We start from the raw sequence: 26,775 nt of genomic DNA, 5'->3' as shown, positions 1-26,775 counted from the left end.
AACGCCACTGATTTTGCCAAAATAGTTGAAGTCAGTCTTTTAGTAGCAAAGGTTCTTCCACGTGGATTTTTTTCGTATCCCACACTCAGTGGCAATTTTGTTCAAATGAATCTCGTTTGTGATAGCAAACGCTATGATGGAAATGGGATTCATATTTTCACTCTTTTCGGCGTATTTGTGCTATCTCAATAGGATTCAAATACGTGCCCGAACATGCTTAAACAAAAAGAAGTCTCGAAAAATCAAGACTTCATCAAAAATTAACGATTATCAATTTTTTCTGGATTAAGGTCATGGTTCATTAAGCGATGCATCGCCATTTCTTCAAATTTTGTTCCAGGCTTTCCGTAGTTGCACCATGGATCGATGGAGATGCCTCCACGTGGCGTGAATTTTCCCCATACCTCGATATAGCGAGGATCAAGTAGTTTAATTAAATCATTCATGATGATGTTGACACAGTCTTCATGGAAATCACCATGGTTTCTAAAGCTAAATAAATAGAGCTTTAATGATTTGCTTTCCACAATTTTTTTATCAGGGATGTAAGAAATATACATGGTAGCAAAATCTGGTTGAGACGTGATAGGGCAAAGACTTGTGAATTCAGGACAGTTGAATTTCACGAAGTAATCACGATCAGAGTGCAGATTGTCGACTGACTCCAAAACTTCTGGTGCATAGTTAAAAGCGTATTTTGTATTTTGATTTCCGATTAATGTTAAATCATTTAAACCTTGTTCTTTATTTCGACCTGACATGAAAAAATCCTCCCATAATAAAAATAAACCATGCCTAATATGGACATGGTGAACAGTCATGTATCCATAGTTTTTTATAGAGGGTGTAAGCTATGAACCTCTCACTTCAATTATTCCTCTTCATATAATATAGAACACTTGTCCATACGTCAATGCTCTTTTATAATTCGTGAAAAATGGTGTTCAATTACGCTATCCTGTGTTATGATTCTTGAAGGAAAAATAACGGAAGAGGTTCTAGCTACCCTCTATAAAAAACTAAGAAGAACAGTCATGCATTCTTAGGTGACTGTTTTTTTCTGATCTTTCGAGCTTTTTCCAGAAAAATAACAGAGGTGTTTACTTTGAGAATATTATTATACTTACTTTCGATTGTAACGGCGAATGTCGTGACAGCAGGATTTGCTCCGTTAGAATTGGGCATTTTCATTGTGCCAATGGGAACGTTCCTAATCGGAGCAACCTTTATTTTTCGAGACTTGGTGCAAAATAAGTATGGGCGTAAAAAGACTTATATGTTCATTGCCGTTGCCTTAATTATGTCAGGTGTTGTTTCCTCTCTATTGGGCGATTCACTATGGATCGTCTTTGCGTCAGCAGTATCCTTCTTAATTGCAGAAACAACCGATACAGAAATTTACACAAGATTGAAGTTACCAATGAATCTGCGCATTTTATATAGTGGTTTAGTAGGCGGATTATTCGATTCGATTATTTTTGTTGTCATTGGATTAAGTCCTCTTGGTGCTGGATTCCTACCTTGGGAGGCAGTTCCTGCTGCGATAGTGGGTCAAGTGATTGTTAAAACGCTCATTCAAGGAATAGGGGCAGCATTAATCAACCCTATCCATACCCTTATAAAAGGTCATTCCGTTTCGAATTAATATCAGCAAAAAAGAGGGTGCTCCATTTAAATGGGGGCACCCTCTTGTCAAAACCTGTACTTAACGTCCAAAGCCTTTAAAGCCAGGCTTGCGAAAACCAGCTGAACCTGGAGCAGGCATATTCGGAGACATTGCACCTGCTACTTGCCCTGGAGCAGGCATGTTCGGAGCAAATGCTCCAGCCACTTGACCAGGAGCTGGGCCTGGTGCATATGCACCTGCTACTTGTCCGGGCATTGGTCCGGGCATTCCTGCAGGACCTGGAGCAGGCATGAATGCTCCAGCAACACTAGGTCCTGGACCCATGTTCATATTCGTAGAAGTTACTTCATTCACTGCAGATTGAGTTTGAGGAAAATAGTGTTGGTTTTGAATATTAGTATGATTTACATGAGTTGTGTGAGCTGGATGAATGTGCGGCTGTACTACGTTATTAAAAGAATGTGTTGTGCAACATTTAGTAGGGTGTACAATCGCAGGTAATACTTGAGACGGCTGTTTACAATGCATAATTTATTCCCCTTTCTTTTATGATTCATTAATACAATATGATAAGAAGGGTGAGTTCGTATTAGTACAAACACCTAATTTTTAGGGAAAAGCCGTGATTTAATGAGGGTTATTACCTAAAAATGGATATAATACTTGCCTGTTTGAGAAAAGAGCTTTGAATAAAAAGAATATTGACTTTATTAGATTAGAAGTTTAAGATAAGTGTAACCGGTTACATAACAATTCGGTTATTTTTATAAAACAATGTGTAACCGGTTACACAAAAAAGGTTAAATCAATTTAAAATACATAAATGTTTGGGGGAGAACGAAATGAAATCAAGTGTAAGAATCGTCTCACCTTGTGGAATGTTAGGATATGGTTTTCCAAAAGAATCATTTGAACGTGCTTTTGAACAGGAAATTCATGGAATCGTTGTCGATGCGGGATCAACTGATGCAGGTCCACATAAACTTGGTGCTGGAGTTTCGATTGTAAGTGAGAGAGCAGTGAAGAAAGATTTGAAACTCATGATCGAAAAAGGAATTCCAAATAAGATTCCGATTATTATAGGTTCAGCAGGTGGAGCTGGGGCAAAGCCGCATGTGGAGAACAACCTAAAGCTTATAAACAAAGTACTAAAAGAAGAAGGCCTTTCAGCTAAAATCGCTGTCATCTGGGCGGATTTTGAGAATGACTACATCGTAGAGATGCAACAAAAGGGGAAAATTAAGCCGTTAACTGAGAATATCCCTCCATTAACGGAAGAAGTGATTAGAGATACAACTTCGATTGTCGCACAAATGGGTCATGAGCCTATCTTGGATGCACTGAATGAAGGAGCAGATATTATTGTGTGTGGAAGGGCCTATGACCCATCCCCATTTGCATCAATTGGAATATATCATGGAATGGATGCAGGGCTGTCGTATCATCTTGGAAAAATTCTTGAATGTGGTGCTCTTTGTGCAGAACCAGGTACAACAAAAGATAGTATATTAGGAACGATATATCACGATTCGTTTACAGTGCAATCATTAAATCCTAAGCGTACCTGTACAACGACAAGTGTGGCGGCACACACCTTTTATGAGAAAGAGCATCCTTACCTCCTACATGGTCCAGGATTCATGCTCGATTTATCCGAATGTTCATTTTCAGAGGAATTACCTGGGATCATTAGAGTATCCAATAGTAAATATATTCCAAGTGAAACGTATAGGATAAAGCTTGAAGGAGCTAAGAGATCGGCGTATCGAACATTCGTTATAGCTGGTATCCGGGATCCGCTCCTGCTTGAGAATCTTGAGGAAGTAGAAGAAGAAGTTTTGGAACAGGTGAGGGCTTACTATCCAGAGATTTCAGAACAAGAATATCAAATAAATTTCTATCATTATGGAAAAAATGCAGTCCTTGGTCATAATGAACCAGAAGAGTTTCATGGTCATGAAATTGGCGTGATGTTTGAGGTGTTAGCTAAAACACAGGAACTAGCTAACTCACTTTGTGCCACACTTCGTTCGACGTATCTGCATTATGGCTATAAGGGGAGAAAATCAACAGCTGGTAATCTAGCATTTCCATTTGCCCCAAGTGATATCCCGTTTGGACCAGTCTATGAATTTTCAATCTATCATTTAATGGAGCTAGAAAGTAATCCATTTCGAATGGAGATTATGGAGGTTGTCAATCATGGCTAAATTATATGAACTTGCCAAAGTATTACGAAGTAAAAACTCTGGACCATTCGAAGTTACAATGGATATTTTGTTTGACAAATCAGAATTATATGAGCAAGTGAAACATTCGAATGTCATCACAAAAGAAAAAATCGCAGAAGTCTATAATATCAGCACTCGTGATATTCATCATTTGGTCTATTTCGACCCAGCACTTGGGATAAAAATAACGCTGGCAAGAGAAATTTCCTCCGGTACAGCTGGAGATCGAGATGTTTATGGCGCACAGCAGCATGCACCATTGATGAATATTGACGTTGATTGGGAGTAGATGAAATGAAAAAAATCGCCGTAATTGGAAGCATCAATATTGACTATTTTGTTGAAAGCAAAGTCGTACCAAAGTTTGGAGAAACGGTAACTGGTGAAAACTTTTTCATGGCATTTGGAGGAAAAGGAGCGAATCAAGCCGTTGCAGCTTCGCGTTTAGGTGGAGACGTTACACTCTTTGGTTCTATTGGGAATGATGATCAAAAAGTAGTTCTTCTCAATCATTTTAAAAAAGAACATATCAATATCGAATATTTAAATATTGTAGATAGTGTCTCGACTGGTGCGGCATTTATTGAGCTTCACAATAGTGAAAACCGTATTATTATCGTTCCTGGAGCAAATCAGTACACGGATATAAATTATATTGAAAATAATTTAGATAGATTGCTAGAACATGATGTTTTCTTATTTCAAATGGAAATTCCTCTGAAAACAATTGAGTTCTTGATACCAATACTATCTAAACATAATAAAATTATTATTCTGGACCCAGCACCAGCTCAGCATCTTTCAAAGGGAATACTAGATAAAGTAAGTTACTTAACGCCGAATGAACATGAATTTGCTGTCGTAATAAATGAAAAGGAAAATCAAGAAAGCGCTTTAAAGAAATACCCTAATAAACTGATCATTACTGAGGGTGAAAAAGGGGTCTCTTTCTATAATGGGAAGGAAATAATCAAGGTTCCGGCACGGCAAACGAAGGCAGTTGATACGACTGGTGCAGGGGACACTTTTACAGGAGCTTTCACGGTTGGGATTTCAGAAGGAAAGACACTAGAGGAGTGCATCCAGTTTGGGACTTATGCAGCAAGTATTGCCGTCACAAAGAAAGGGGCACAAGCTGGAATGCCTTATAAACAGGAGATAGAGAGTGTATTGAAAGAGGGGTGATAGATCGTGAAAAAGGTTCTAAGCAAGATGCGAGAGGACTGGATTTTATATGTAATGCTTTTTCCTGGAATCGCATACTTTATTATCTTTCATGTCGTACCAATCGTTGGGATGAAATTAGCCTTCCAAGATTATCGCATTATCGGTGAGAATACTTGGGTAGGACTTAAGCATTTTGGGATCTTATTTAGTTCTCCAGCTTTTATCGATGTGTTAAAAAATACCGTTATTATCAGCACAATGAAAATTGTTTTTATTTTCCCTATTCCTATTATTCTAGCTCTTTTAATCAATGAGGTCAGATCAGGTCCATATCGAAAATATGTGCAGTCTGTTTCCTATTTGCCTCACTTTCTATCCTGGGTTGTGATTGCAGGGATATGGATCAGCTTTTTAAATCCAGATGGGGGCGTTAATATACTACGGAATTTTTTCAACCTTCCATCCCTTGACTTTATGACAAGCAAAGACCATATCCGCTGGGTTCTCGTGTTCTCTGAAATGTGGAGAAGTGCCGGTTGGGATAGCATCCTCTATATTGCGGCGATTATGAAAATAAGCCCTCATTTGTATGAGGCCGCTAAGCTTGATGGAGCAAATACATTACAGCAAATGCGTTATATTACCTTACCTGCATTAGCCAGTACTGTGGTGACCGTCTTTATTTTAAACTTAGGATTTTTTATGAATGCAGGATTTGATCAAGTCTTCAACTTAATGAACGATTCTGTCATTAGTAAGGTAGATATTTTGGATACGTATGTCTATCGCATTGGTCTATTAAATGGCCAATATGCTTACGCTACTGCAGCTAGTTTATTTAAAGGAGTCATCGGTCTAGTTCTCATTTTAAGCACGCATTTTATATCGAAAAGATTTACTGGAAAAGGTGTTTGGTAAAGGGGGGATATGAGTTTGAGAAGATTTAGCTGGGCAAGAACTGTGATTTATACCATTTTATTTATCGTTACATTAGCTGTTTTAATTCCTGTTTTAAATTTAGTAGCGATGTCGTTAACAGATCCTGCAAGAGTAAAAGAGTTAACGGGGTTGAGTGTTATCCCAAAAGGATTCTCTCTTATTAATTATGAGATCATTCTATCCAATCCTCTCATTGTAAAAAGTATCGGAAACTCTGTTTTTATTACACTTGTTGGAACCTTTATCAATTTATTCTTTACTGCTTTATGTGCTTATGTATTAGCTCGAACAAATTTTGTAGGAAAAAAGATTGTCTTGATTTTCCTTATTGCCATCATGGTGTTTGAGCCATCGATGATTACAGAATATTTGTTAATGAAAGATTTGAATTTACTTAATACGTATGGATCATTGATTTTGTATAAAGCAATCAATGTTTATTACTTATTTATATTGATGAGGTTTTTCAAAGAAATACCAGAAAGTTTAATTGAAGCGGCTAGAATAGATGGTGCTGGTCACTTTCGCATTTTTACTCGCATTGTCCTGCCGTTATCAAAACCTGCATTAGCAACTCTTACGTTATTCTACGGTGTTTATCACTGGAATGAATACTTTCGGGCAACGATTTATATTACAGACCCGAATAAGTGGCCATTACAAGTGGTGCTACGACAATTTGTCGTGACACAGGATAATACGACGATGCTAGCAGGGATGAATTTATCACCAGAAATGCTTGCTAGTTTAGATTTTGCTTCCTTACAAGCAAGCACGATTATTATTGCGATTATTCCTTTATTACTACTATATCCTCTTATTCTCAAATACTTTACGAAAGGAACGATGGATGGTGGTGAAAAGGATTAATATTGCTTCAACTTTTATAGGAAGAAGCAATTTAACATCTAAGATAAACGAAACGATTTACCAATTTATTTAGGGGGTTTTAAGAGATGAAAAAGTTTAGCTTTTGGTTGATCGCTCTACTTGTAATGGGAGTGTTAGCTGCGTGTAGCGGAGACACAGATGAAGTAGCAGAAAAGCAAACGACTGAAGATGGTAAAACGATTATTAAAGTAGCGTTTAAGGATGAAGGACCATCGAATCCAGTAGCAGTTCAATATTATGAAAAATTAGCAGAAAACTTGAAAAAGGATAAGGACTTGGATGTTCAATTTGAATTAGTTGAAGTTGCACAAGGTGATTATGCAGAAAAGTTAAGCCTTTTATTAAATAGTGGAGAAATTCCTGATTTGATTTACTTCCAAGGTGGAGATCAACAAATTGCAAACCAAGATTTATTAGAGGATTTACGACCATATGTGGAAAAATCAGAGTATATAAAAGAGATTATGCAACCTCATAATGTTTCAAGGCTAGAAAACTATCCATATTTACTATGGGTGAAATCGATTGATTATAAAGTTCCAGTTGTGAGAAAAGACTTCTTAAGTGACTTAACTACATCAGATGCATTACTAGCAGATCCAACCGCTGAAAACTACAAAGCTTTCTTTAAAGAGTTGGTTGAAAGTGGAAAGGTTGATTATGCAACGACAGTAGCTGGTGACATTAGCGAATTAAACTTTATTTTTGATATGGCTTTCGGAATTAATCAAACATGGTTAAAGACTGACGATGGTTACGTCTTTAAAAAGGTATCTGAGCAGGAAAAAGAAAAGCTTGCATACTATCGTGAGTTATATGAAGAAGGACTTCTCGATTCACAATATTTAACAAAGCAATGGGATACGAAGGAAGATGCTTTTTATAATGGAGAAACAGGTGTCATTGTAGGAACAAATGGAAAAGTTATTGATTTCTATAATAGTAGAGCAAAAGAAGTAAATGGCGATGGAGCTGAATTAGCAATTCTACCTCCAGCAAAAGGGGAATACCAAGGTTTTGGGGCATCAGATATTACAAAAGAGTCTAGAGGTCTTGCCATCTCTGCTTTATCACCGAATAAGGAGCTTGTATTTGAGATATTAGACTATTTAGCAAGTCCTGCTGGACAACAATTTGACCGCCTTGGTTTCGAAGGAGATCATTACAATATTGTCGATGGTCAAATTGAGCTAACAGATAAATATTATGCAGAGTGGTATGCACGTTATTGGGAGCCAGTGGAAATGAATTTTGATACACCTTTAAGCGAGAAGACACCAATGTTAAGTGCACCAGCCATTGAATCTCAAGAATTAGCAAGCAGCTACTTTGCAGAGGATAATGCCTTTATCATTCCAGAAGAATATATTGCTCAATGGGATGCGATGGAAAACCTTTATAGAGAATACTCTGCTGATATCATTACAGGGAAATTATCAATTGATGCATTTGATGAATTTGTTCAAAAATGGAACGATGCTGGTGGGGAGGCTTTAACAGAGCTTGCAAATGAAACAATTAAGTAAGGAGTCGGTGATATGAATTTTAAAGAGAGAGTGAAAGGGGTAATCATTTCTACGGCACTAGGTGATGCACTTGGTGCCCCCGTTGAAAAATTAACCTATCAGGAAATCAAAGAACACTACGGTCGAGTAGAGTCATTAAGAACGAAATGGTATAAGGAAGACTTAGGCTATGATGTGAATAAGGGCAAAAAGCGAGGCAATGGGATTGTCACCGATGATACATTAATGACGATTGCCCTTTGCAATGTGTATAACATTGAGAAAAGACATATAGATGCCTATGATATGGCCAATGAATTCGTCAAAGAAATTGCTTTTCGAAAGCGATATATTCCTGAATTCGACCGAGAAGACATGATCATTGAACGCTTATTTTATCCTGAAAAGCATATCTTTCTTCGCCATACTCTCGCTAATTGTGAACCACGTGAAGGTGGATATGGCAATATGATCAATTGTGGAGCGGCGATGTATATTGCTCCTGTTGGAATGGTTAATGCGGGCAATCCAAAGGCTGCTTATGATGAAGCGATTCTATTTGCGATGGGTCATCAAACAAGCTATGGATTAGAAGCTGCAGGAGTACTTGCGGCCTGTGTTGCCAAAGCGTTTGAAGAAGATGTTACAGTTGAAGCGATTATTGAAACAGCGATCGAGCTTGCGAAGGATGGCACGAAAGAGGCCATTAGAGCAGTTATAGAAATTGCCAAAAGAGCTAAAAATGAAAACGCTTCAATAGATGATGCGGTATCAGCCTTTCATGAAGCGCTCAAGCCTTTTTCTCCAATGGGGGATGATGTATCAAGAAAAATCGAGAAAGTTGGGATTTCGTCTAACCACTATGCTCCAAGTAGACTTGGTTCGATTGAGGAACTTCCCCTTGCATTAGGGTTCATTCTTTACAATGACGGAGCCTACTACAAATCGATCTATGATGGCATCAATTCTGGAAGAGATACTGATTCAATTGGTGTCATGATTGGGGTTATTTTAGGAGCGATGTATGGAACTTCTGTCATTGCGAATGAGGATATCGAGTTATTACAATCTGCTAATCATTTAAACTTCAATGAACTTACTGAAAAGTTTTCTGAAACGGCAAAAATGATAATTGAAAATGATTTAGAGACGATGAAAAAAGTACAACAAATTCTTTTATAACTTGGGAGGTATTTCATGGAGATACCAAACGTTTACTTACAAAAGGTATATGCAGGATTTTTAGGGATGAACGCTGGTATCCGATTAGGTGCTCCCGTCGAACCAACTGAATGGACACCTGAGATGATACGTGATGTATACGGAGAAGTGAATGGATACTTGAAGGATTATAAAATATTTTCAGCGGATGATGATGCCAACGGTCCAGTCTTTTTTATCAGAGCGTTACTAGATGATGCGATCGATCGGGAACTTACACCACAGGATGTGGCCAATGCTTGGCTCAATTATTCAAGGGAAGGCATCGGCATGTTTTGGTGGGGCGGTGATGGAATCAGTACCGAGCATACAGCCTATTTAAACTTGCTAAGAGGGATTCCCTCCCCGAAGTCTGGGGCGGCAGAAACGAATGGCTTAATTATGGCAGAGCAAATTGGTGGGCAAATCTTTATTGATACTTGGGGCTGGTTGTGGCCGAATAATCCAACTAAAGCTGCAGATTATGCGGAAATTGCCGCAAGTGTCTCTCATGATAAAAACGGTCTTTATGGAGCCCGATTTATCGCTGCCTGTATTGCTAGCGCTTTCAGCAATAAAAATATCGCTAACATCATCGAAAGCGGCTTAGCTGAAATTCCTCCTGACTCAACCTATGCAAAAGTGGTTAGGGCCGTACAGGAATTTCACAAAAGTTATCCAGATGATTTCTGGAAATGTCGAGCCTATTTGGAGAAAGAATGGGGCTATGATAAATACACGGGTGTTTGCCATATCATTCCCAATGCAGGAGTTTGTGTTTTAGCTCTTTTGTATGGTGAAGGGGATCTATCACGAACCATTGAAATTGCTACTGCTTGCGGATGGGATACAGATTGCAATGCAGGTAATGTCGGTTCCATTGTAGGAACGATGGTCGGTCTTGAAGGGGTAGCAGCTAATTATCGAGTACCTATTAACGATACGATTGTGACATCAAGTGTTTCAGGATATTTGAATATTTTGGATATTCCTACCTTTGTTAAATCATTGGCATTGTTAAGTTATCGAGTACGAGAAGAAGTACCTCCACAATGGCTAATTAAAGGCTATAAAGAAGAGGAAGTATTCTTTGATTTTGTTCTTCCTGGAACGACCCATGGGATTCAAACAAACCTGCCTTTTAAAACCATTTTAAAAGCAAATGATGATATGGGTTTTAAGTCCCCTGGAAAGCTTGAAATTTTCATTGATCGGATGTATGAAGGTGATAAAAGTAGAGTATTCTATCAAACCTTTTACCGTCGGGAAGAGTTTAATGATGAGAAATATAAACCGACGTTTGCGCCAAAGGCGTATAGCGGTCAAACAGTTTCAATGAAATTATATTTAGAAAAGTATCAAGGGAGTGAAGTATTTATCACTCCTTATATTCGAAACACCTTTAGTAAAGAAATTGTAGAGCTGGAAAAAATTCGACTTAAGGAGAAAGATTGGCAAAAGATTGAATTCATCATTCCAGATACGGAAGGTTCGTTTGCAGATGAGGTAGGGTTTATTCTCGAAAGTCCTTCAACTTTAACTAATCGTTGCTTCGGAAAGCTTTTCTTAGATGAATTTCATATTTTCGGTTCACCGAGCTATGATATCAATTTCTCGAAACAAGCGATCGAGTTCAAAAGCGTGACTCCTTTTGCTCATCATCGTGGAAATTGGAGCTTGAATGACGGGAGTATGATCGTAGAAAGTGATACGGATTGTGCTTCCTTCACAGGTCATTATTATTCAAGGGATACTGAGATTCGTGGCACGCTGATCCCAACAAAAGGGCAACATCATGCGCTCGTCTTTCGTGCACAAGGTACTCAAAGGTATTATCAAGTTGGGTTCGATGGTGAAGGGAAAGTATCCCTTCACAGTCAAAACTTTGGTTTGCACTGTTTAAAAACGGTGGATTATGATTGGAAGCTAGGTAAACAGTATCTATTTGAAGTGGATGTTCGTGGCGATGAGATTGTATTCTCTATCGATGGAGAAAAAATACTGGCCCACACTGATTCAACGTGGTCACATGGTATGCTTGGAATCGCTCTTTCCCAACCGGGTAGCTGCATCATTAAAAAAGTGGAAGTGAGAGCGTAAGAGTCAGTTAATGGGTGATATCGTATACGAATCACCCATTGCTCTTCTATTTAACAAAGAAAAGGCGCCTGAAAATTATTTTTCACCTACATTAATCTGTGTTAACATACAAGTATTAAATGGGTTAGGAGACCAATCGTGAGTAGAAAAAAAGTAACAATAAGAGATATTGCAAGAGAATCTGGCGTTTCTATCGCAACGGTATCTCGATATATAAACAAGGTCAGTTATACAAGTCCTGAAACAGAAAAGAAAATTCAGAAGGTACTAGATAGGTTCGATTACACTCCAAATGCGATAGCTAGAGGATTAGCAAAACAGAAATCTCATACGATAGCATTTATTACCCCAGATATTACAAATCCCTTTTTTCCAGAACTCGTTAAATCGATTGAAAATGAAGCAAGAAAAATGAACTACAGTCTATTACTTATCAATACAAATGAGCAAGATTTACACACGATAGACTTTTGGAATAATTTCAAAAGTAGATATATTGATGGCTTTATTTTGGCAGAATCAGAATTGAATCATGATATACGTGGGTATTTGAACGAAATCAATATTCCTTTTGTCGGAATCGACCGGGCCGTATTTTCTGAAAAATATCACTCTGTAACAGTAAATAACCTTAAAGGTGCCCTTATGGCTGTTTCTCATTTAGTCGAAATCGGCTGTAAAAAGATTGCCCATATAAGTGGTCCGCAGACTCTTTATCCTGCCATTGAAAGGATGGATGGGTATAAAAAAGTGATGGAACAGATGAACTACGCTCCCATTATATATGAGGGAAAGTTTACATTAGAAAGTGGGGAAGAACAGACAGAAAAGCTTCTCCAAGATCATCCAGATATCGATGGGGTTTTCTATGCGAATGATTTAATGGCAATTGGGTCCCTAAAAGCATTTAAGAAACATCATATTGAGATTCCTGAAGAAGTAGCGATTCTTGGATTTGATGGGATTCAACTTACAGAGATTGTCTATCCAGAAATTAGTACAATTAAACAGCCTGTAGATAAAATAGGGGAGATTGCCACCAATCATTTAATCGCTTTAATTGAAAATCATGATCAACCGATAAAGGAAACGGTTCTACTAGATGTAGAATTAGTAAAAAGAAAATCGACAAAAAAACATTAAAAAACTTGGCTTGTTGCCAAGTTTTTTTTCGATTGCCTATTCATCCTGTCCCAAAAGCAAGCAAGCAAAATAAACGGTTGAGACTTGATGGTAGTCTTTAAGGTTAATACCTGTTTTCTCTGTAAATCGGTCTATGCGATATTGGAGGGTGTTGCGATGGATATACATCTTTTTTGCTGTGAGTGAGACGTTAAGGCTATTTTCGATAAATATTTTAATGGTTTTAAGGAGATCTGGTTCTTCCATAAAAAGGGAAAAATTTTCAATCAAGTTATGTTTGAGCTGATTTGACATTTGCTCTACTAGCATGACAGGAAATACCTTTTCAAAACGGTAAATTCGTTCTGAAGGTAGGGTTGCAATTCCTTCTTCAAACCAGTTTCTCTCCAATGTAAAGTGCTTTGGAAAAGCTTCATCGACTTCATAAGTCTTCCCGACGTACATGGACATTTGGATAAACAAATCGGACTCTAAATTTGAAATAATCGAGTCAATATCAACTTCTGCAGGGGAATCAGGACTCATTTCTTCTAAAATAACTCCACCTAATTCTTCGATCCAAACAATCGAAACATTTGAAATAAAAAAGTTTCGCAGTGCAGATTCCACTTCTAGCTTGTCCCATTCCAATTTCTTTATTTTAAAATGGAGCATACGTATAGCGCTATTTTTTGCCTGAAAAGGGATTTCCCCATTTGAAAGTAAGAAATCATGCCAACTTTGATTATGGGTTGGACGAGAAGCAGGGTCATATAAATGATACATCGTTTTTAAGATCGACAATTCCTTGCTTGAAATCTCATTCTTCGGTATGCCAAGCCAATCGTTACGATCATCAGTATGGAGCCAAAAGTAGTCCTCATATGTATGAAAATCAGGAGTAGATGAGAATAAAATGGACTGATCAAATAGTGTATGTAGTTTTTTAAACATGAAAACTCTCTCCTTTCCCATCTATACTCATCATAACATAGGGAAGGAGAGATGTTTATGGTTCTGTTGCATTTCGAAATCGTTCTGTTTTGTCCCAAATCGGATCTTCGTCAGAACGTTTTAATTTGATCTGATAATAGATTCCTCGAATAAGAAGCACGAGCCAAAGTTGAGCGTAGGTGAAGTACATGAAAAAGGATGTTAATAAATCGATAAACCTGATTTTTTTGTCCATCATTTGTGATGAAATAAGCTGGATGAAATAGATAAGCCATGATTCAAACCAGAGAACGAGTAATGGAACCGTTGCTGAAGTCTTAACCACCCCAATGAGTCCGAGCACAAACCAAACATCTGAAACGAGCAGAAAGAAGACAAAGCCAACATAGACGGCAAGTAATTGGACCGAATGAATAAAGTTTTTTCCTTTAAAATATACTGGATTCTTCAATGTCTTTTCAATTAAATACAGATTTCCTTGCATCCACCTTGTCCGTTGCTTGATCCACACACGAATCGTCTCCGGCTCCTGCTCCCAAGTTCGCGATTCAGGTACAATTGGCAGCAATCCACCTCTTTCTGTAAGAGAAAGAGTTAGGTCGGCGTCTTCTGCTAGTGCCTTTGGATCATAACCACCTGCTTCAAGAAGGGAAGAACGCCTAACAAGCATGTTTGTTCCTGTAAGAGAACCGAGTTGAAAAAGTTTCCAACGACCAGCTTGCATCGTCAGCTGGAAAACGGAAAACTCCAATGAAATCATTCTTGTCAGCATATTGGTACTTTCGTTGATGTTTTTAACGTAACCGACAGCTCCCACGGCCTTTGGCGTTCCTTCAGCGGCTTCAACAAGTATTCGAAGTGCTTCAGGATCTGGCTGATTATCTGCATCATATACACAAATATATTCGGACTGTGTGATTTTCAACCCGTAATTTAGGACACGAGATTTCCCACTTGGCTTATAGGGTGGCACATGAATGTGATAAATATGTTCATACATGGATGCATAGTAATCAGCAACTTCTCCAGTTTCATCCTTTGAATTATCATTAAGAAGATATATTTTTAACTCTCCAGGATATCGTATTTTGGTCATCGCAAATAAGGTGTCGGCAATGACCACTCCTTCGTTATGGGCAGGGATCAGAATGGCCACGCTCGGATACTTTTCCAGAGCGGGATGGGTTACTTTTTGTCCGCGAAAAATAACCCCTGCAATCGTTAAAATGGAGTAATACAAGAGGAGGAACCAAAAGCAAATCGAAATAATCGTTAATGTTATGGTCATGGAGTCTCCCCCTCTTTTTGCTGAGACCGTATTTGCCCTACGGCATCATCCCATGTTGCAGGAAGGGATTCTATCTTGAATTCAAACATGTTCTCTGAGAGTTCCTCTTTTTGCAGCTTTTCTTTGATTCGATTGATAACGATTTGTAGTCCTTGTTCATTGGTGTTGTTTAAAAAGATAATCATTTTTTTAGGATGGATTTGTCCGACTAAATCAAATTTAATGCGAATGGAAGCTAATAGTGCTTTCGTTAACTTTTCTCTCAATATTCTTTGCTTAAAAGCGACCTTTTCACGAATGGTCATATAAACGAGAAAGCCATTTTCCTTTCTACGTTTCATCCCAGTGTAAAGTATTTGCGCTTGCTCGATAAATTCATTAAACGTAAGGACTCCTGCATGTTCTTCATATTTCCTTAATAGTGCTAATTCTGTATTTAATGAATGAAGGACCTCTTGATTCCGTTGGATCGCATAGCCACTCATCCACGCCATTAAGCTTCCGAAAGAGAATAAAGCTTGAACGCCAATATTCATGCCTTGTTGCTTCATATCCCATTGCATAAACCATGAGATTCCCACATTGTAAAAAGCAATGATTAATATAAAAGTTATCAGTAGGGCAAAGGAGTACATGTTTCGAACGCTCATTGAAATAAGCCCGATAATCACCATGATGATGAGCATCGCGATATAATAGGGCATTGTTTCTAAAAAAAGAGCACCCATGATAATGGCGGCAAAGAGCCCTATATAAACAAAAATTTGATTGGTTAGTTTATGCATTGGTAACCCTCATTTTATTCGATTTATAAGCTTTCAAATGGTACAATTTAATTAATCATTAGTATGGTCATCGCTTCGAACGTTGATGTTGGTAGTTTTCAACAAAAAAGACGACTCATCACTTTCTAAGATTAAGAAAGCAATGAATCGTCCTTTTAGAAAATATTTATAATGCGAAAACATGATTATCAATCGTTTTGACAATTTGACGGGAACGAATCCAGTCATCCGTAGCAATATCTGGATTATAAAAATAAATTGCATTGTTTAAACGGTCTGAGCTTGTTGTAGCTTCTTCAACTGATTTTATCGCTTCTTCTGATGCTGGCTTGTCAATCTCACTATTTTGAACAGGAGAAAAAGCGTAAGCATTGCCAACCTTTTCATAAATGACATCCGAAATACTGTCTGGGAATTCACTTGAATCGACTCGATTTAATACGACTGTAGCGACAGCAACCTTGCCTTCATACGATTCGCCTTTTGCTTCAGCTTCGACTAAGCGAGCAAGCAAGTCCTTATCTTCAGGAGAAATTTGTTTTCCGAATGTTTCTTTTAAAATCTCTTCATTAACTGGTTTATCAGGATTTTCGAATGCTGGAGCATCCGGTTCCTTCGCAAATGTAACGCCACTTTGAGTTCCAATAAATACAAGAGTAGCAACAGTTGCTGCTACAAGCTTCTTATAGATGTTATTCATGCTGCTACCTCCTTTTTTCACGACCTACTAACTTTAACATAGCCAGTCCTTCATTTTTAAGAACAGGAGGATGACATTTCTTCTTATTTTGATAAAAAAGATTTCACTTTCAATAGAAATATGACAAATGACCCGACATATAGTCATAATGGAGACAATTTTTATAGAAAGGAGGTAGAAAGTTCCAAAAATGTTCTTTTTGCCTGGTTTGTACATTTAAAACAAGCAAATAGACCTAGAAATACTCACAAAGTCGAAAGCGAGAACGCTACTTTTCTCATATAGTCCTTTGCCAAAATATCATGGTAGAGTAAGGAATAGTCTTAAACATTCGAGTCAATTGACTTTGTTATAAAAAAATACATTCTTCGGAGGATGCTATGAGTTTAGAAGATATGTTAAAGAGCAAGCAATACTTTGAACAATTTCTAAGTGAATATAAATATGAAAACCCCATGGAAGTTCTAGGCGAGCTTTTGATGGAAGAACAACAGAAGGAGACACCTGAATTATCGGATATTCGCTATGCACAAGGGGAACTTTATTATCATTATAAAGATTTTGAAGCGGCCATTTATAAATGGGAAAATGTTAATCATGAGTTAACCTCTTGGGCAAAAAAAAATATGGCGGATGCCTATGTTGAGCTAGGCTTATATTCAGAGGGAGAAAAGCTCTATACGTCGATCGTGACAGATTCTCTCGTTCTCAATTCAGAAATCGGCTTACAGCTATTTTCTCTATATACAAAGCTTGGTAATCTGGAAAAGGCAGATCATATTATAAAATGGGTTGTTTCAATCAATCCAGATTATCCTGAAGTGACGGAAATTGCCAGAGGATTTTATGAAGAGAATCAGGATTGGAAGAGTGCTGTTGAACTAGCCGTTCAAGAGGGGAAGAGGCAAAAGTCAGTTCAATGGTTTTCAATGTTAAATTCGTATGTCGTTGAGGGTCATACGAAAGATTTACAACCAGAATATTTTGAGGATAGCTTACTCGTTTTAAAAGGATTTAATCAAATTCATTTCGAACAATTACTTTCTTCTTTATGGAAAAGGTATGAGATCAATGGTGAATTTTTAGTCTGGGTAAGCAGTGTAAATCACCTATTTAATCAAATGGAAGTGGGAGAACAGGAAGAGTGGCATGAAACGAAGCAGCTATTCCGAGAAGTTTTCTTTTCCTTGATTAATGGTAAATACTTAATTAAAGACATCGAAAACCTTATTCCGAATTTTTTCGAAAATTGGCTAAGAGTCGCAGATTCTGGAGATATTCCACTTGTATATGGGGGAATATTAGCATGGAATGATTATTTCCCTTCATCTTTAGATAGGGAAATGGTTGAGACAGCGGAATCCTATATTAGTCGTGAACCAGTTTCTACTAGTTCGATGGAAGAGAGCGTAAAGCTTCTATTTGATATTATCTATTGGGGTGAAGAAGAATCCATCACCATGTCCGAACTACTCCAGTGGAATGGAAGAACGTTACAATTCGAAAAGGAAGACGATGTTAAGAAGTTTTTACAGGACTTTGATGAAGTAGAACGTTATGAAATCTTATTACAATTCATTCGTAAATTGTTGGATAAGTTATTAGAAAAGAAGGAAGAGCAAAAACAACAGCTACAAAACAATATTAATTGGCATAAAGAAATCCTTTCAAAGTTAAATGGAGCTGTTCATCAACTGGATGACCTGAAATTTGGTAAAAATAAAGTGATTAAGAAGTCATTTGCGATGAATAAAGAGGACATAAAAGAAACACTTCAGTCTAAGATACCGGAAATTTTAAAGAGTTGCTCAGACTTGGTGACGGAAGAAAGCGACTTTAAGAAGCTCCATATCGATATCAATGATGCAATGAACGAAAGAGTGCAGCAATATTTGTATGAGACAGTTCAGCCTTTATTCAAAAAGAAGTTTCAGAGCTGGGTGAAGAAATCAGAACTTGAATTTATTGAGAGCAAGAAATTTTTGGAAGAGATGACAGATGGATTGAACCAATTAGTAGGGGAAGAATTACTGAAAATGGAATGTGATTTTCAAGTCCTTAATGATTGGAAGCGTGACATGGAGCGGATGACAAATTTTGTCGCATATGAGAGAGAAAATTTCTTTTTGCGATTCACTCCATCGCAATTTTTACTAAAAAGTGCTGGTAAGCTATTAGGTGGACTTTCTCAAAACAAAGGGTTTTTAGCAAACCAATATAAAAAGCATATTGAAAATGAAGATTTTCAAGAAGTACCAAAAATTATTGTAAACCGATTTTTACAACAGCTAGAAATATTTGAACGTTCGTTGGATCGGGATATTGCCATGTTCTTTCAAAATCCAATTCATGTGTTGCAGACGACTGTTGAGCAAATGGAAAATGGCAAGGAACAATACGAACAAGAGCTGCAGTCCCTTAAATCCAATCCGGAAAAATTCTATGATCCAATGATTTTGTTCCAAATTCGACATCGTCAATTTGAATGGCTAAATATGGGAAGCTTTGTACAAACCGAAAGTTGAAAAGAAAAAGGATAGACTGGATACTTGAATCCGGCCTATCCTCTTTGTTGTGAATTATTTTGGTTCATCAGCAAGCAAGCGGTCTTGGTTTTCCTTTACACTTTGTATTAATACAGTATTATTTTGCATCTCAAATACTTTTATAGACTGTTCCAATGATTGCCTTGCTTCATTATATTTTCCTAGTCTTGCAAGATTCTCCCCACGCTGATAGAGGAATTCACCAAATATATAGAGAGTTTCTGATTTATTACAGAGTTTTATCCCTTTTTCACAATAGGTTAGCGACTCTTCGAACTTTTCAATATCTGTTAGTAATTGAGACAATCCGAATAAAAGTCTGATTTCAATGGCAGCACTGCTTAATTTTGGTACCTCTTTTATTTTATCTAAAGCCTCTCTGAACATTTGCTCAGCTTCTTCATACAAACCAGTTTCTCTTTTAATTGCCGCAATACTATTTAATATTTCAATTTCCTGTTCAGTAAAATAGAATTTATCATGGGTTATTCGTAGTGCCTCATTTAAGATATCAAGAGCCGTATTTGAATCTTTTGCTATGTAATGTACGCAGATGGCCTCATGCCACAGAATGAATTGTAAGTTTTCCTTATCTTGATAATAGGGGTGTTTTTTCTCAGAAATCACAGTAGGGTATAAATTGACATAGTCTCGCTTTCGTATTAATTGACGTATATATTTTTTACTATCAGCGATATAGTCTACTTTATGCGATTCTTGGATTTCGAAAAAATAATTCATGTCTACGCCTAATTTTGTCGCAATCTGATTTAGAAGCATTGCAGAGGGGTTATAATTATTTTTCTCAATATTAGAGATTTGCGCTTGATTACATATGCCGGAAGCTAGTTCCTTCTGACTTAACCCAACTGCTTGTCTAAGTTCTTTAATCGCTTGACCAAGGCTAAACACTTTCAAATCTTACACCTCTTAAAATAATCTACTAATTGTCTCCTAATAATTCAATTTCATTTTCTTTCACTAGCTTAACATATAATACATTGTCTTGGAGTTGATAGATGAGACACGCTTTATTAAATGCTTGCTTTGCTTTGCTTATTTTACCCAATTTAGCATGGTTTTCACCGGATTGATATTGAAAATTTCCTAAGAGATACAAAGTTTCCATTTCATCACAAAGGTTAATGCCTTTTTGGCATAGTTTAATCGATTCCTCAAATCTTTCCGTTTCCGTATATAATTGAGCTAATCCAAATAATCTTCTAAGCTCGATTGTGTTATCTGTTAATTTAGGGATATGCTTCAAAAGTTTGTACACTTTCTTGAAATTCGCTTCAGATTCGTCATACATCTTTAATTCCTTTTGTAATACTGCGAGACTGTTTATGAGTTGAATATCAATTTCTTTATAAAATTCATCTTTTTGATATGGATTAATCTGAAGTCCCTTTTTTAATAGTTTAACTGCTTCTCTGGATTCATTTTGCACGTAATGAAGACAAATCGCTTCATGCCAGATAAGGAATTTTAAATTTTCTCCATCTTGAAAGAGAGGATTTCTTTTTGTTTTTATTATTAGCTTTTGAAGTTCACTATATTTTTTTTGTTTCTTTAAATTCCAAACTTGATCCTTAATTTGATTAATAAATTCTAATGTATGTGATTGCTGTATTTCGAAAAAATAATTCATGTCCACACCGAGCTTTTTCGAAATTTCATTGAGAATGAGTGCAGAAGGAATTTCATCATTTTTTTCTATTTTGCTAATTTGTGCCTGAGAACATATGCCTGAGGCTAGTTCTTTTTGACTTAAACCAGCTCTTTTTCGTATATTCTTCAGAGATTCTCCAAAAGGCATAAACTCCATTATAGAGCCCCCTATCATTTCGAACGAATAAATGTTCTACCTAAAATATTATATTAAAAAAGTTGTTTTGGCCAAAAATTAATAATTGAACATACAAAGAATATTTCTCTTTTTGAGCCTATTCTATCATAAGAATAAGAGATTTCGTAGTTTCTTTGAACTAACTAAAGTAATGAAATCAATAAATTGTATTAAGGAAAAATTTACAAAATAATGACATTTGTCTTAATTTCCTTTTTTGAAACTATACGTGTGCTATGATGATATCAATTAATAGCTATAAATTAGGGAGTATATTTCTCCTTATTTTTATCAATTATATTGTGAAATATTGAGCAAACTATTAGAGGAGGAAGAAAAAATGAGTATTTATTATGTACCAAGCACCAATTTAATGGGAAGAGGTTGCCTTAAAGAGCTTGCGCCACTTGTTAAAGATTTGGGGTACAAAAAAGCCCTGGTTGTTACGGATAAGTATCTGAACCAATCAGGAATCGCGGGAAAAGTGTTAGCAGAATTGGATGCTATTAAGCTTGAATATTTCATTTTTGACGATGTTAAACCAAATCCGACAATTGAAAATGTGTATGCTGGCCATGATGTGTTAAGAACCCAAGAATGTGATTTTATCATATCAATTGGTGGTGGCTCTCCACAGGATGCAGCAAAAGCGATTGGCTTATATGCAACCAATGGGGGAGATTTACGAGAATACGAAGGAGTAGGGAAAACAAAATTCAAATCATTGCCAATCGTGGCAGTTAATACGACAGCAGGAACTTCAAGTGAATTTACAATAAACTATGTTATTACTGATAAAGAAAGAGAAATTAAAATGGTCATGGTCGATAAAAATAGCCTAGTTACAATTTCGGTAAATGACCCAGAGTTAATGGTTGATAAACCAGCGGAATTAACCGCAGCTACAGGGATGGATGCTTTAACTCATGCCATTGAGGCAATTGTAACGCCAGGTGCATATGCGGTAACCGATGCTACGGCATTGGCAGCAGTAGAAATGGTCTTTAACTATCTCCCAAGAGCAGTAAAGAATGGACATGATATTGAAGCTAGAGAACAAATGGCATACGTCATGTTCCTTGGTGGAATCGCCTTTAATAATGCAGGACTTGGTTTTGTTCATGCAATGGCTCACCAGCTCGGTGGAGTCTATGACTTACCACATGGTGTATGTAATGCCATGCTCTTACCAATTGTAGAAAGGGAAAATGCAAAGCGTGACCCAAGAAAATTCAGAGCCATAGCAAAAGCAATTGGTATTGATATAAATGAAAAAACAGATGAACAATGTGCGACTGAAGTTATCGAAGCAATTAAACAATTATCAATCGAAGTGGGGATTCCAAGTAAACTATTTGAACTAGGTGTTACAGAAGTAGACTTAGACAAGCTCGCTGATAATTCTTTAAATGATGCTTGTGCGCCAGGGAATCCATTCCAGCCAACGAAAGAAGAAGTCATCTCTATGTTTAAGGAAATATTATAATCCTTCTATCAATACTTATTTGAAAAGAACGGGCTTCGGCTCGTTTTTTTGTACTAACGTACTATTGGTTATCATTATAGAAAAGATAAAAGAATGGACCGAAATTGGAAAAAGAAGATTAAGGAAGACTTTTATCAACGATCAAAATAAAGAAGAGGACACCTTCGCTGGTGTCCTCTAGTTGATTAATTCCGAATTAAGTAATCAAATGCGCCTAATGCGGCAGTTGCACCTGAACCCATCGAAATAATAATTTGTTTATATGCACTATCTGTACAGTCTCCTGCAGCAAATACACCAGGAATACTTGATGAGCCGTGCTTATCGACGACAATTTCACCCATACGTGTGCGTTCAATTGTGCCATCTAACCACTCTGTATTCGGAACTAGACCGATTTGGACGAAGACACCCTCAAGTTCAACATGATGAATTTCTCCTGTCTCCCGATCTTTATATGAAATTCCGTTTACTTTATCCGTTCCCGTAATTTCAGTCGTTTGAGCATTTTTGATGACCGTTGCATTTGCTAAACTATTTAATCGTTCTTGAAGGACGGAGTCCGCTTTAAGTTCTGGAGCAAATTCAATGACGGTGACATGCTTCACAATGCCCGCTAAATCTATCGCAGCTTCGATGCCAGAATTGCCACCGCCAATTACGGCTACATGTTTCCCTTCAAATAACGGACCGTCACAGTGTGGGCAATAGGCGACACCTTTATTTTTGAACTCCAGTTCTCCTGGCACGCCGACATTACGCCAGCGGGCACCTGTTGAAAGGATGACCGTTTTACTTTTTAAGACGGCACCATTTTCAAGTTCAACCTCAATCAGATCCTTTTTCTCCAAACGCTTCGCACGTTGAAGGTTCATAATATCAATGTTTTCATGTGTTTTTACATGCTCTTCGAGACTTGCCGCAAGCTTAGGGCCTTCGGTGTACTTCACACTTATAAAATTTTCGATTCCAAGGGTATCCAAAATCTGACCACCGAAACGTTCAGCTACGATACCAGTACGAATTCCTTTACGTGCGGCATACACAGCGGCACTTGCACCTGCTGGTCCACCACCAACGACTAGAACATCATAGGGTTCTTTGTCGGAAAGCTCAGAAGCATCAGGACCACTGCCCATTTTCGCTAAGATTTCCTCAAGGGACATACGACCACTTCCGAATGATTCTCCATTAAGGAAAACAGTAGGAACGGCCATAATCTCTTTACGGTCCACTTCGTCTTTAAAAGCGGCTCCATCAATCATCGAATGGGAGATGCCAGGATTTAAAACAGCGATCACATTCAGTGCCTGAACAACATCAGGACAGTTATGGCAGCTTAAGCTAATATAAGACTCAAAGTGATAACTTCCTTTAATGTTCTTCACTTGATCGATGATTTTCGGATCCACTTTAGGAGCTCGTCCACTTACTTGAAGGAGAGCAAGCACTAAAGAGGTAAATTCATGACCAAGAGGAACACCAGCAAAAACAATGCCAGAATCTTCACCGATTCGATTCACACTAAAGCTAGGGGTTCTTTCTAATGTTGTTTTCTCCACTTTAATATGGGAAGACATCGTCGCTAATTCATCGACTAAAGCGAGCATATCACGGGAAACTGGATCATCTCCAGCACTCACTTTAAGAAGAATGTCTCCCTCCATCATCTGAAGATATTGGGCTAATTGTGCTTTTATATCTGCATCTAATAACATCGATTAAACTCCTTAAATCTTTCCTACAAGATCAAGACTTGGTTTAAGTGTTTCTCCGCCTTCTTGCCATTTAGCTGGGCAAACTTCACCTGGATTGTTACGTACATATTGAGCGGCTTTAATTTTGTTCACAAGTGTGCTCGCATCACGACCGATGCCATCTGCATTGATTTCAACGGTTTGAACAATCCCATCTGGATCGATAATGAATGTTCCACGTTGAGCAAGACCTGCTTCTTCATCTAACACTTCAAAGTTACGAGAAATTTTTTGAGACGGATCGCCAATCATAATGTACTCAATTTTTCCAATCGCTTCAGAATGATCATGCCATGCTTTGTGCGTGAAATGAGTATCTGTTGAAACAGAGTATACTTCAACGCCAAGATCCTTTAATGTTGCATATTCATTTTGAAGATCTTCAAGCTCAGTAGGGCAAACGAATGTGAAATCTGCTGGATAAAAGCAAACAACACTCCATTTCCCTTTAAAGTTTTCTTCGCTTACTGTGATGAAATCTCCGTTGTGATACGCTTGTGCTGTGAATGGTAATACTTCTTTTCCAATTAAAGACATTTTAATTTTCCTCCAATATGTAATTATTTTGAATGATTATTAGTTACAAATTATAACCAATTCATTATGTAAATCATTATTTGGTTATAATTATTCTAATTCAAAGTGCTATTATTAAATACATTGTTGTACTTTGTCAAGCCTCATCTTGACACTCTAAAGTTCAACCACAAAGACAACACTATTATCGACGGTTTGTTCAGGAAACATACTTCTCGAATAAAAAAATAATTCATCATCTGTGTAACATATAAATATTTTTCTAGTCTAATAATTTACTGTTGTAAAATTGCATCATTTGCACTTATTAATGAAAGCGCTTTAATATCCGCGGTTTGATTTACCTAGTATTTTCTTCAAATTCTCGGTTTTACTTATACTAATAGTAAATAAATATTTTAATCTATCAAAAATTCTGATAAACTATCATTAAATAATAATTTATCCAGAATTGATGTGAGGAGAGAAAGAACTCATCGTTTCTGCGAATATAGGAGTCAGATAAAAATGAGCTACGGAGAAAAGAAAACAGACGTGATCTTAATTGGTGCTGGAATTATGAGTGCAACACTGGGAACCATTTTAAAAGAATTAGCACCAGAGTGGAACATTACCGTATTTGAAAAGCTTGCAGCAGCAGGCGAGGAAAGCTCTAATGAATGGAATAATGCAGGGACTGGCCATGCCGCATTATGTGAATTAAACTACACAGTTGAAAAGCCTGATGGCACCATTGATATCAGCAAAGCGATTAAGATTAATGAACAATTTAGAATTTCCATGCAGTTTTGGACGTACCTCGTCAAAAAGGGGTTAATACATAATCCGAAAGACTTCATCCGAGCATTACCCCATATGAGTTTTGTGCAAGGGGAAGAAAACGTTTCATTTTTACAAAAACGTTTTGAAGCGCTATCAAACCAACCTCTTTTCCAAGGGATGGAATTTTCAGAGGATCCTGAGAAACTTAAAAGTTGGGTTCCAGTTATCATGGAAGAGCGTGAAATAAATGAACCAATTGCGGCAACGAAAATCGATTCAGGCACGGATGTTAACTTCGGTGCTTTAACGCGAATACTGTTTGACCATTTAAAGAATCAAAACGTCCAATTAAACTATCATCATACTGTGAAAGACATCAATCGTACGAGTGATGGCAAGTGGGATTTGATAGTAAGAAATGATGAGAAAGGCTCTGTTGAACATCATATTGCCAACTTTGTTTTCATCGGTGGTGGGGGAGGAAGCCTTCATTTATTACAGAAATCTGGGATTCCAGAAGGAAAAGGAATAGGTGGATTTCCTGTAAGCGGATTATTTATGGTTTGTCATAACCCAGAGGTGGTTGAAAAACATCATGCAAAGGTGTATGGGAAGGCAAAGGTCGGTGCTCCGCCAATGTCTGTTCCTCATTTAGACACACGCTTTATCGATAATAAGAAATCATTGCTATTTGGACCATTTGCCGGTTTCTCACCAAAGTTCTTAAAAACAGGTTCCGTGTTTGATTTAATTACTTCGATTAAACCCAATAATCTTATAACAATGCTTGCTGCTGGAATGAAAGAAATTCCTTTGACTAAGTATTTAATTCAGCAAGTGCTGTTAACGAAAGAGCAGCGGATGGAAGAACTACGTGAATTTATCCCGAATGCAAAATCTGAAGACTGGGATCTAATCGTTGCAGGTCAACGTGTACAAGTAATTAAAGAAACAGAAGCTGGCGGCAAAGGGACTCTACAATTTGGTACAGAGGTCATCCATGCTAAAGACGGATCTATTGCGGCTCTTTTAGGTGCTTCTCCAGGTGCATCTACAGCTGTTCATGTTATGCTTGAAGTCATCACGAAATGTTTTCCTGATTTTAAAGATAGATGGGACGAAAAAATCAAGGAAATGATTCCATCCTATGGAAAGTTATTAGTAGAGGATGCGAGATTGCTACAAGAGATTCATGATTCAACGACGGAAGCTCTAGGATTAGTGGAAAAGAAAGAGCTAAAAATAAAAATTGAAGACCGAGAGCTGCAGGAAGTTTGACAGCCATTAAAAATAAGAGAAAAGACAGGAAGTATTTAAAGACGGCTTTCT

24 protein-coding genes and 1 riboswitch are annotated in these 26,775 nt (G+C 37.3%); of the genes, 14 read left to right on the top strand and 10 right to left on the bottom strand.

Annotation, left to right across the window (positions count from 1 at the left end):
* Nucleotides 1-260: 260 nt before the first annotated feature.
* Nucleotides 261-761 carry a preQ(1) synthase gene (gene queF, locus AA0X71_RS12515; protein WP_413355644.1) on the bottom strand — a complete coding sequence of 167 codons (501 nt, stop codon included), beginning with the start codon at nucleotides 759-761 and terminating at the stop codon, nucleotides 261-263.
* 225 nt (nucleotides 762-986) lie between these two features.
* Nucleotides 987-1,029: riboswitch (PreQ1 riboswitch) on the top strand.
* 76 nt (nucleotides 1,030-1,105) lie between these two features.
* Between queF and AA0X71_RS12510 the strand changes: the two genes are divergently transcribed.
* Nucleotides 1,106-1,645, top strand: a complete 540-nt coding sequence (locus AA0X71_RS12510; protein ID WP_413355643.1) for a VUT family protein — start codon at nucleotides 1,106-1,108, stop codon at nucleotides 1,643-1,645.
* 60 nt (nucleotides 1,646-1,705) lie between these two features.
* Here the strand turns inward: AA0X71_RS12510 and AA0X71_RS12505 are convergent, their stop codons facing one another.
* Complete coding sequence (locus AA0X71_RS12505; protein WP_413355642.1) at nucleotides 1,706-2,155, bottom strand: CotD family spore coat protein; 450 nt, start codon at nucleotides 2,153-2,155, stop codon at nucleotides 1,706-1,708.
* 314 nt (nucleotides 2,156-2,469) lie between these two features.
* On the opposite strand from AA0X71_RS12505, the gene AA0X71_RS12500 reads away from it, so the two are divergent.
* The 10 genes from AA0X71_RS12500 to AA0X71_RS12455 all read left to right on the top strand — a co-directional run bounded on the left by AA0X71_RS12500 (nucleotide 2,470) and on the right by AA0X71_RS12455 (nucleotide 12,803).
* Entirely contained in the window at nucleotides 2,470-3,837 is a 1,368-nt protein-coding gene (locus AA0X71_RS12500; protein WP_413355641.1) for an acyclic terpene utilization AtuA family protein, read from the top strand.
* Entirely contained in the window at nucleotides 3,830-4,147 is a 318-nt protein-coding gene (locus AA0X71_RS12495; RefSeq protein ID WP_413355640.1) for a DUF4387 domain-containing protein, read from the top strand. The genes AA0X71_RS12500 and AA0X71_RS12495 overlap by 8 nt, the downstream gene beginning before the upstream one ends.
* 5 nt (nucleotides 4,148-4,152) lie before the next feature.
* Nucleotides 4,153-5,043 (top strand): ribokinase, encoded by an 891-nt coding sequence (gene rbsK, locus AA0X71_RS12490; protein ID WP_413355639.1) that lies wholly within the window; start codon nucleotides 4,153-4,155, stop codon nucleotides 5,041-5,043.
* 27 nt (nucleotides 5,044-5,070) lie between these two features.
* Complete coding sequence (locus AA0X71_RS12485; RefSeq protein WP_413362589.1) at nucleotides 5,071-5,943, top strand: ABC transporter permease; 873 nt, start codon at nucleotides 5,071-5,073, stop codon at nucleotides 5,941-5,943.
* 15 nt (nucleotides 5,944-5,958) lie between these two features.
* Nucleotides 5,959-6,834 carry a carbohydrate ABC transporter permease gene (locus AA0X71_RS12480; protein ID WP_413355638.1) on the top strand — a complete coding sequence of 292 codons (876 nt, stop codon included), beginning with the start codon at nucleotides 5,959-5,961 and terminating at the stop codon, nucleotides 6,832-6,834.
* A gap of 86 nt (nucleotides 6,835-6,920) precedes the next feature.
* On the top strand, nucleotides 6,921-8,381 hold the full coding sequence (locus AA0X71_RS12475) for an extracellular solute-binding protein (protein ID WP_413355637.1): 1,461 nt from the start codon (nucleotides 6,921-6,923) through the stop codon (nucleotides 8,379-8,381).
* A 12-nt stretch (nucleotides 8,382-8,393) separates the two neighbouring features.
* Nucleotides 8,394-9,542: an ADP-ribosylglycohydrolase family protein gene (locus tag AA0X71_RS12470; RefSeq protein WP_413355636.1), complete on the top strand. Its 1,149-nt coding sequence runs from the start codon at nucleotides 8,394-8,396 to the stop codon at nucleotides 9,540-9,542.
* A gap of 15 nt (nucleotides 9,543-9,557) precedes the next feature.
* Nucleotides 9,558-11,660: an ADP-ribosylglycohydrolase family protein gene (locus AA0X71_RS12465; RefSeq protein WP_413355635.1), complete on the top strand. Its 2,103-nt coding sequence runs from the start codon at nucleotides 9,558-9,560 to the stop codon at nucleotides 11,658-11,660.
* A gap of 10 nt (nucleotides 11,661-11,670) precedes the next feature.
* Nucleotides 11,671-11,802, top strand: a complete 132-nt coding sequence (locus AA0X71_RS12460) for a hypothetical protein (protein ID WP_413355634.1) — start codon at nucleotides 11,671-11,673, stop codon at nucleotides 11,800-11,802.
* Nucleotides 11,799-12,803 (top strand): LacI family DNA-binding transcriptional regulator, encoded by a 1,005-nt coding sequence (locus AA0X71_RS12455; protein WP_413355633.1) that lies wholly within the window; start codon nucleotides 11,799-11,801, stop codon nucleotides 12,801-12,803. Before AA0X71_RS12460 ends, AA0X71_RS12455 begins: the two co-directional genes overlap by 4 nt.
* Nucleotides 12,804-12,839: 36 nt before the next feature.
* Here AA0X71_RS12455 and AA0X71_RS12450 read toward each other — a convergent pair whose 3' ends face one another.
* The 4 genes from AA0X71_RS12450 to AA0X71_RS12435 form a co-directional block, all read right to left on the bottom strand.
* Nucleotides 12,840-13,736 (bottom strand): PucR family transcriptional regulator, encoded by an 897-nt coding sequence (locus tag AA0X71_RS12450; protein WP_413355632.1) that lies wholly within the window; start codon nucleotides 13,734-13,736, stop codon nucleotides 12,840-12,842.
* Between the two features lie 55 nt (nucleotides 13,737-13,791).
* The gene (locus AA0X71_RS12445; RefSeq protein WP_413355631.1) at nucleotides 13,792-15,024 is read right to left on the bottom strand and encodes a glycosyltransferase family 2 protein; all 1,233 of its coding nucleotides are present in this window, start codon (nucleotides 15,022-15,024) and stop codon (nucleotides 13,792-13,794) included.
* Nucleotides 15,021-15,809 carry a hypothetical protein gene (locus tag AA0X71_RS12440; RefSeq protein ID WP_413355630.1) on the bottom strand — a complete coding sequence of 263 codons (789 nt, stop codon included), beginning with the start codon at nucleotides 15,807-15,809 and terminating at the stop codon, nucleotides 15,021-15,023. Before AA0X71_RS12440 ends, AA0X71_RS12445 begins: the two co-directional genes overlap by 4 nt.
* Before the next feature lie 166 nt (nucleotides 15,810-15,975).
* Nucleotides 15,976-16,509, bottom strand: coding sequence for a cell wall hydrolase (locus AA0X71_RS12435; protein WP_413355629.1), 534 nt, complete (start codon nucleotides 16,507-16,509; stop codon nucleotides 15,976-15,978).
* Nucleotides 16,510-16,889: 380 nt separating this feature from the next.
* Between AA0X71_RS12435 and AA0X71_RS12430 the strand changes: the two genes are divergently transcribed.
* Nucleotides 16,890-19,034 carry a tetratricopeptide repeat protein gene (locus AA0X71_RS12430; RefSeq protein WP_413355628.1) on the top strand — a complete coding sequence of 715 codons (2,145 nt, stop codon included), beginning with the start codon at nucleotides 16,890-16,892 and terminating at the stop codon, nucleotides 19,032-19,034.
* A gap of 54 nt (nucleotides 19,035-19,088) precedes the next feature.
* Here the strand turns inward: AA0X71_RS12430 and AA0X71_RS12425 are convergent, their stop codons facing one another.
* Both AA0X71_RS12425 and AA0X71_RS12420 read right to left on the bottom strand, forming a co-directional pair.
* Entirely contained in the window at nucleotides 19,089-19,967 is an 879-nt protein-coding gene (locus tag AA0X71_RS12425; protein WP_413362587.1) for a tetratricopeptide repeat protein, read from the bottom strand.
* Between the two features lie 31 nt (nucleotides 19,968-19,998).
* On the bottom strand, nucleotides 19,999-20,883 hold the full coding sequence (locus AA0X71_RS12420; protein WP_413355627.1) for a helix-turn-helix domain-containing protein: 885 nt from the start codon (nucleotides 20,881-20,883) through the stop codon (nucleotides 19,999-20,001).
* A gap of 361 nt (nucleotides 20,884-21,244) precedes the next feature.
* On the opposite strand from AA0X71_RS12420, the gene AA0X71_RS12415 reads away from it, so the two are divergent.
* Nucleotides 21,245-22,390, top strand: coding sequence for an iron-containing alcohol dehydrogenase (locus tag AA0X71_RS12415; protein WP_413355626.1), 1,146 nt, complete (start codon nucleotides 21,245-21,247; stop codon nucleotides 22,388-22,390).
* Between the two features lie 185 nt (nucleotides 22,391-22,575).
* Here the strand turns inward: AA0X71_RS12415 and ahpF are convergent, their stop codons facing one another.
* Both ahpF and ahpC read right to left on the bottom strand, forming a co-directional pair.
* Nucleotides 22,576-24,108: an alkyl hydroperoxide reductase subunit F gene (gene ahpF / locus AA0X71_RS12410; protein WP_413355625.1), complete on the bottom strand. Its 1,533-nt coding sequence runs from the start codon at nucleotides 24,106-24,108 to the stop codon at nucleotides 22,576-22,578.
* Between the two features lie 12 nt (nucleotides 24,109-24,120).
* Nucleotides 24,121-24,684 (bottom strand): alkyl hydroperoxide reductase subunit C, encoded by a 564-nt coding sequence (ahpC, locus tag AA0X71_RS12405; RefSeq protein ID WP_413355624.1) that lies wholly within the window; start codon nucleotides 24,682-24,684, stop codon nucleotides 24,121-24,123.
* Between the two features lie 507 nt (nucleotides 24,685-25,191).
* Between ahpC and AA0X71_RS12400 the strand changes: the two genes are divergently transcribed.
* Complete coding sequence (locus AA0X71_RS12400) at nucleotides 25,192-26,724, top strand: malate:quinone oxidoreductase (protein ID WP_413355623.1); 1,533 nt, start codon at nucleotides 25,192-25,194, stop codon at nucleotides 26,722-26,724.
* Nucleotides 26,725-26,775: the final 51 nt, after the last annotated feature.

The sequence above is a fragment of the Robertmurraya phoenicis genome (genome assembly GCF_047302285.1).
In the GTDB taxonomy this organism is placed as follows: Bacteria; Bacillota; Bacilli; order Bacillales; family Cytobacillaceae; genus Robertmurraya.
Note: the sequence above shows the minus strand (reverse complement) of the source record. Positions and strands in the feature narration are given on the sequence as shown.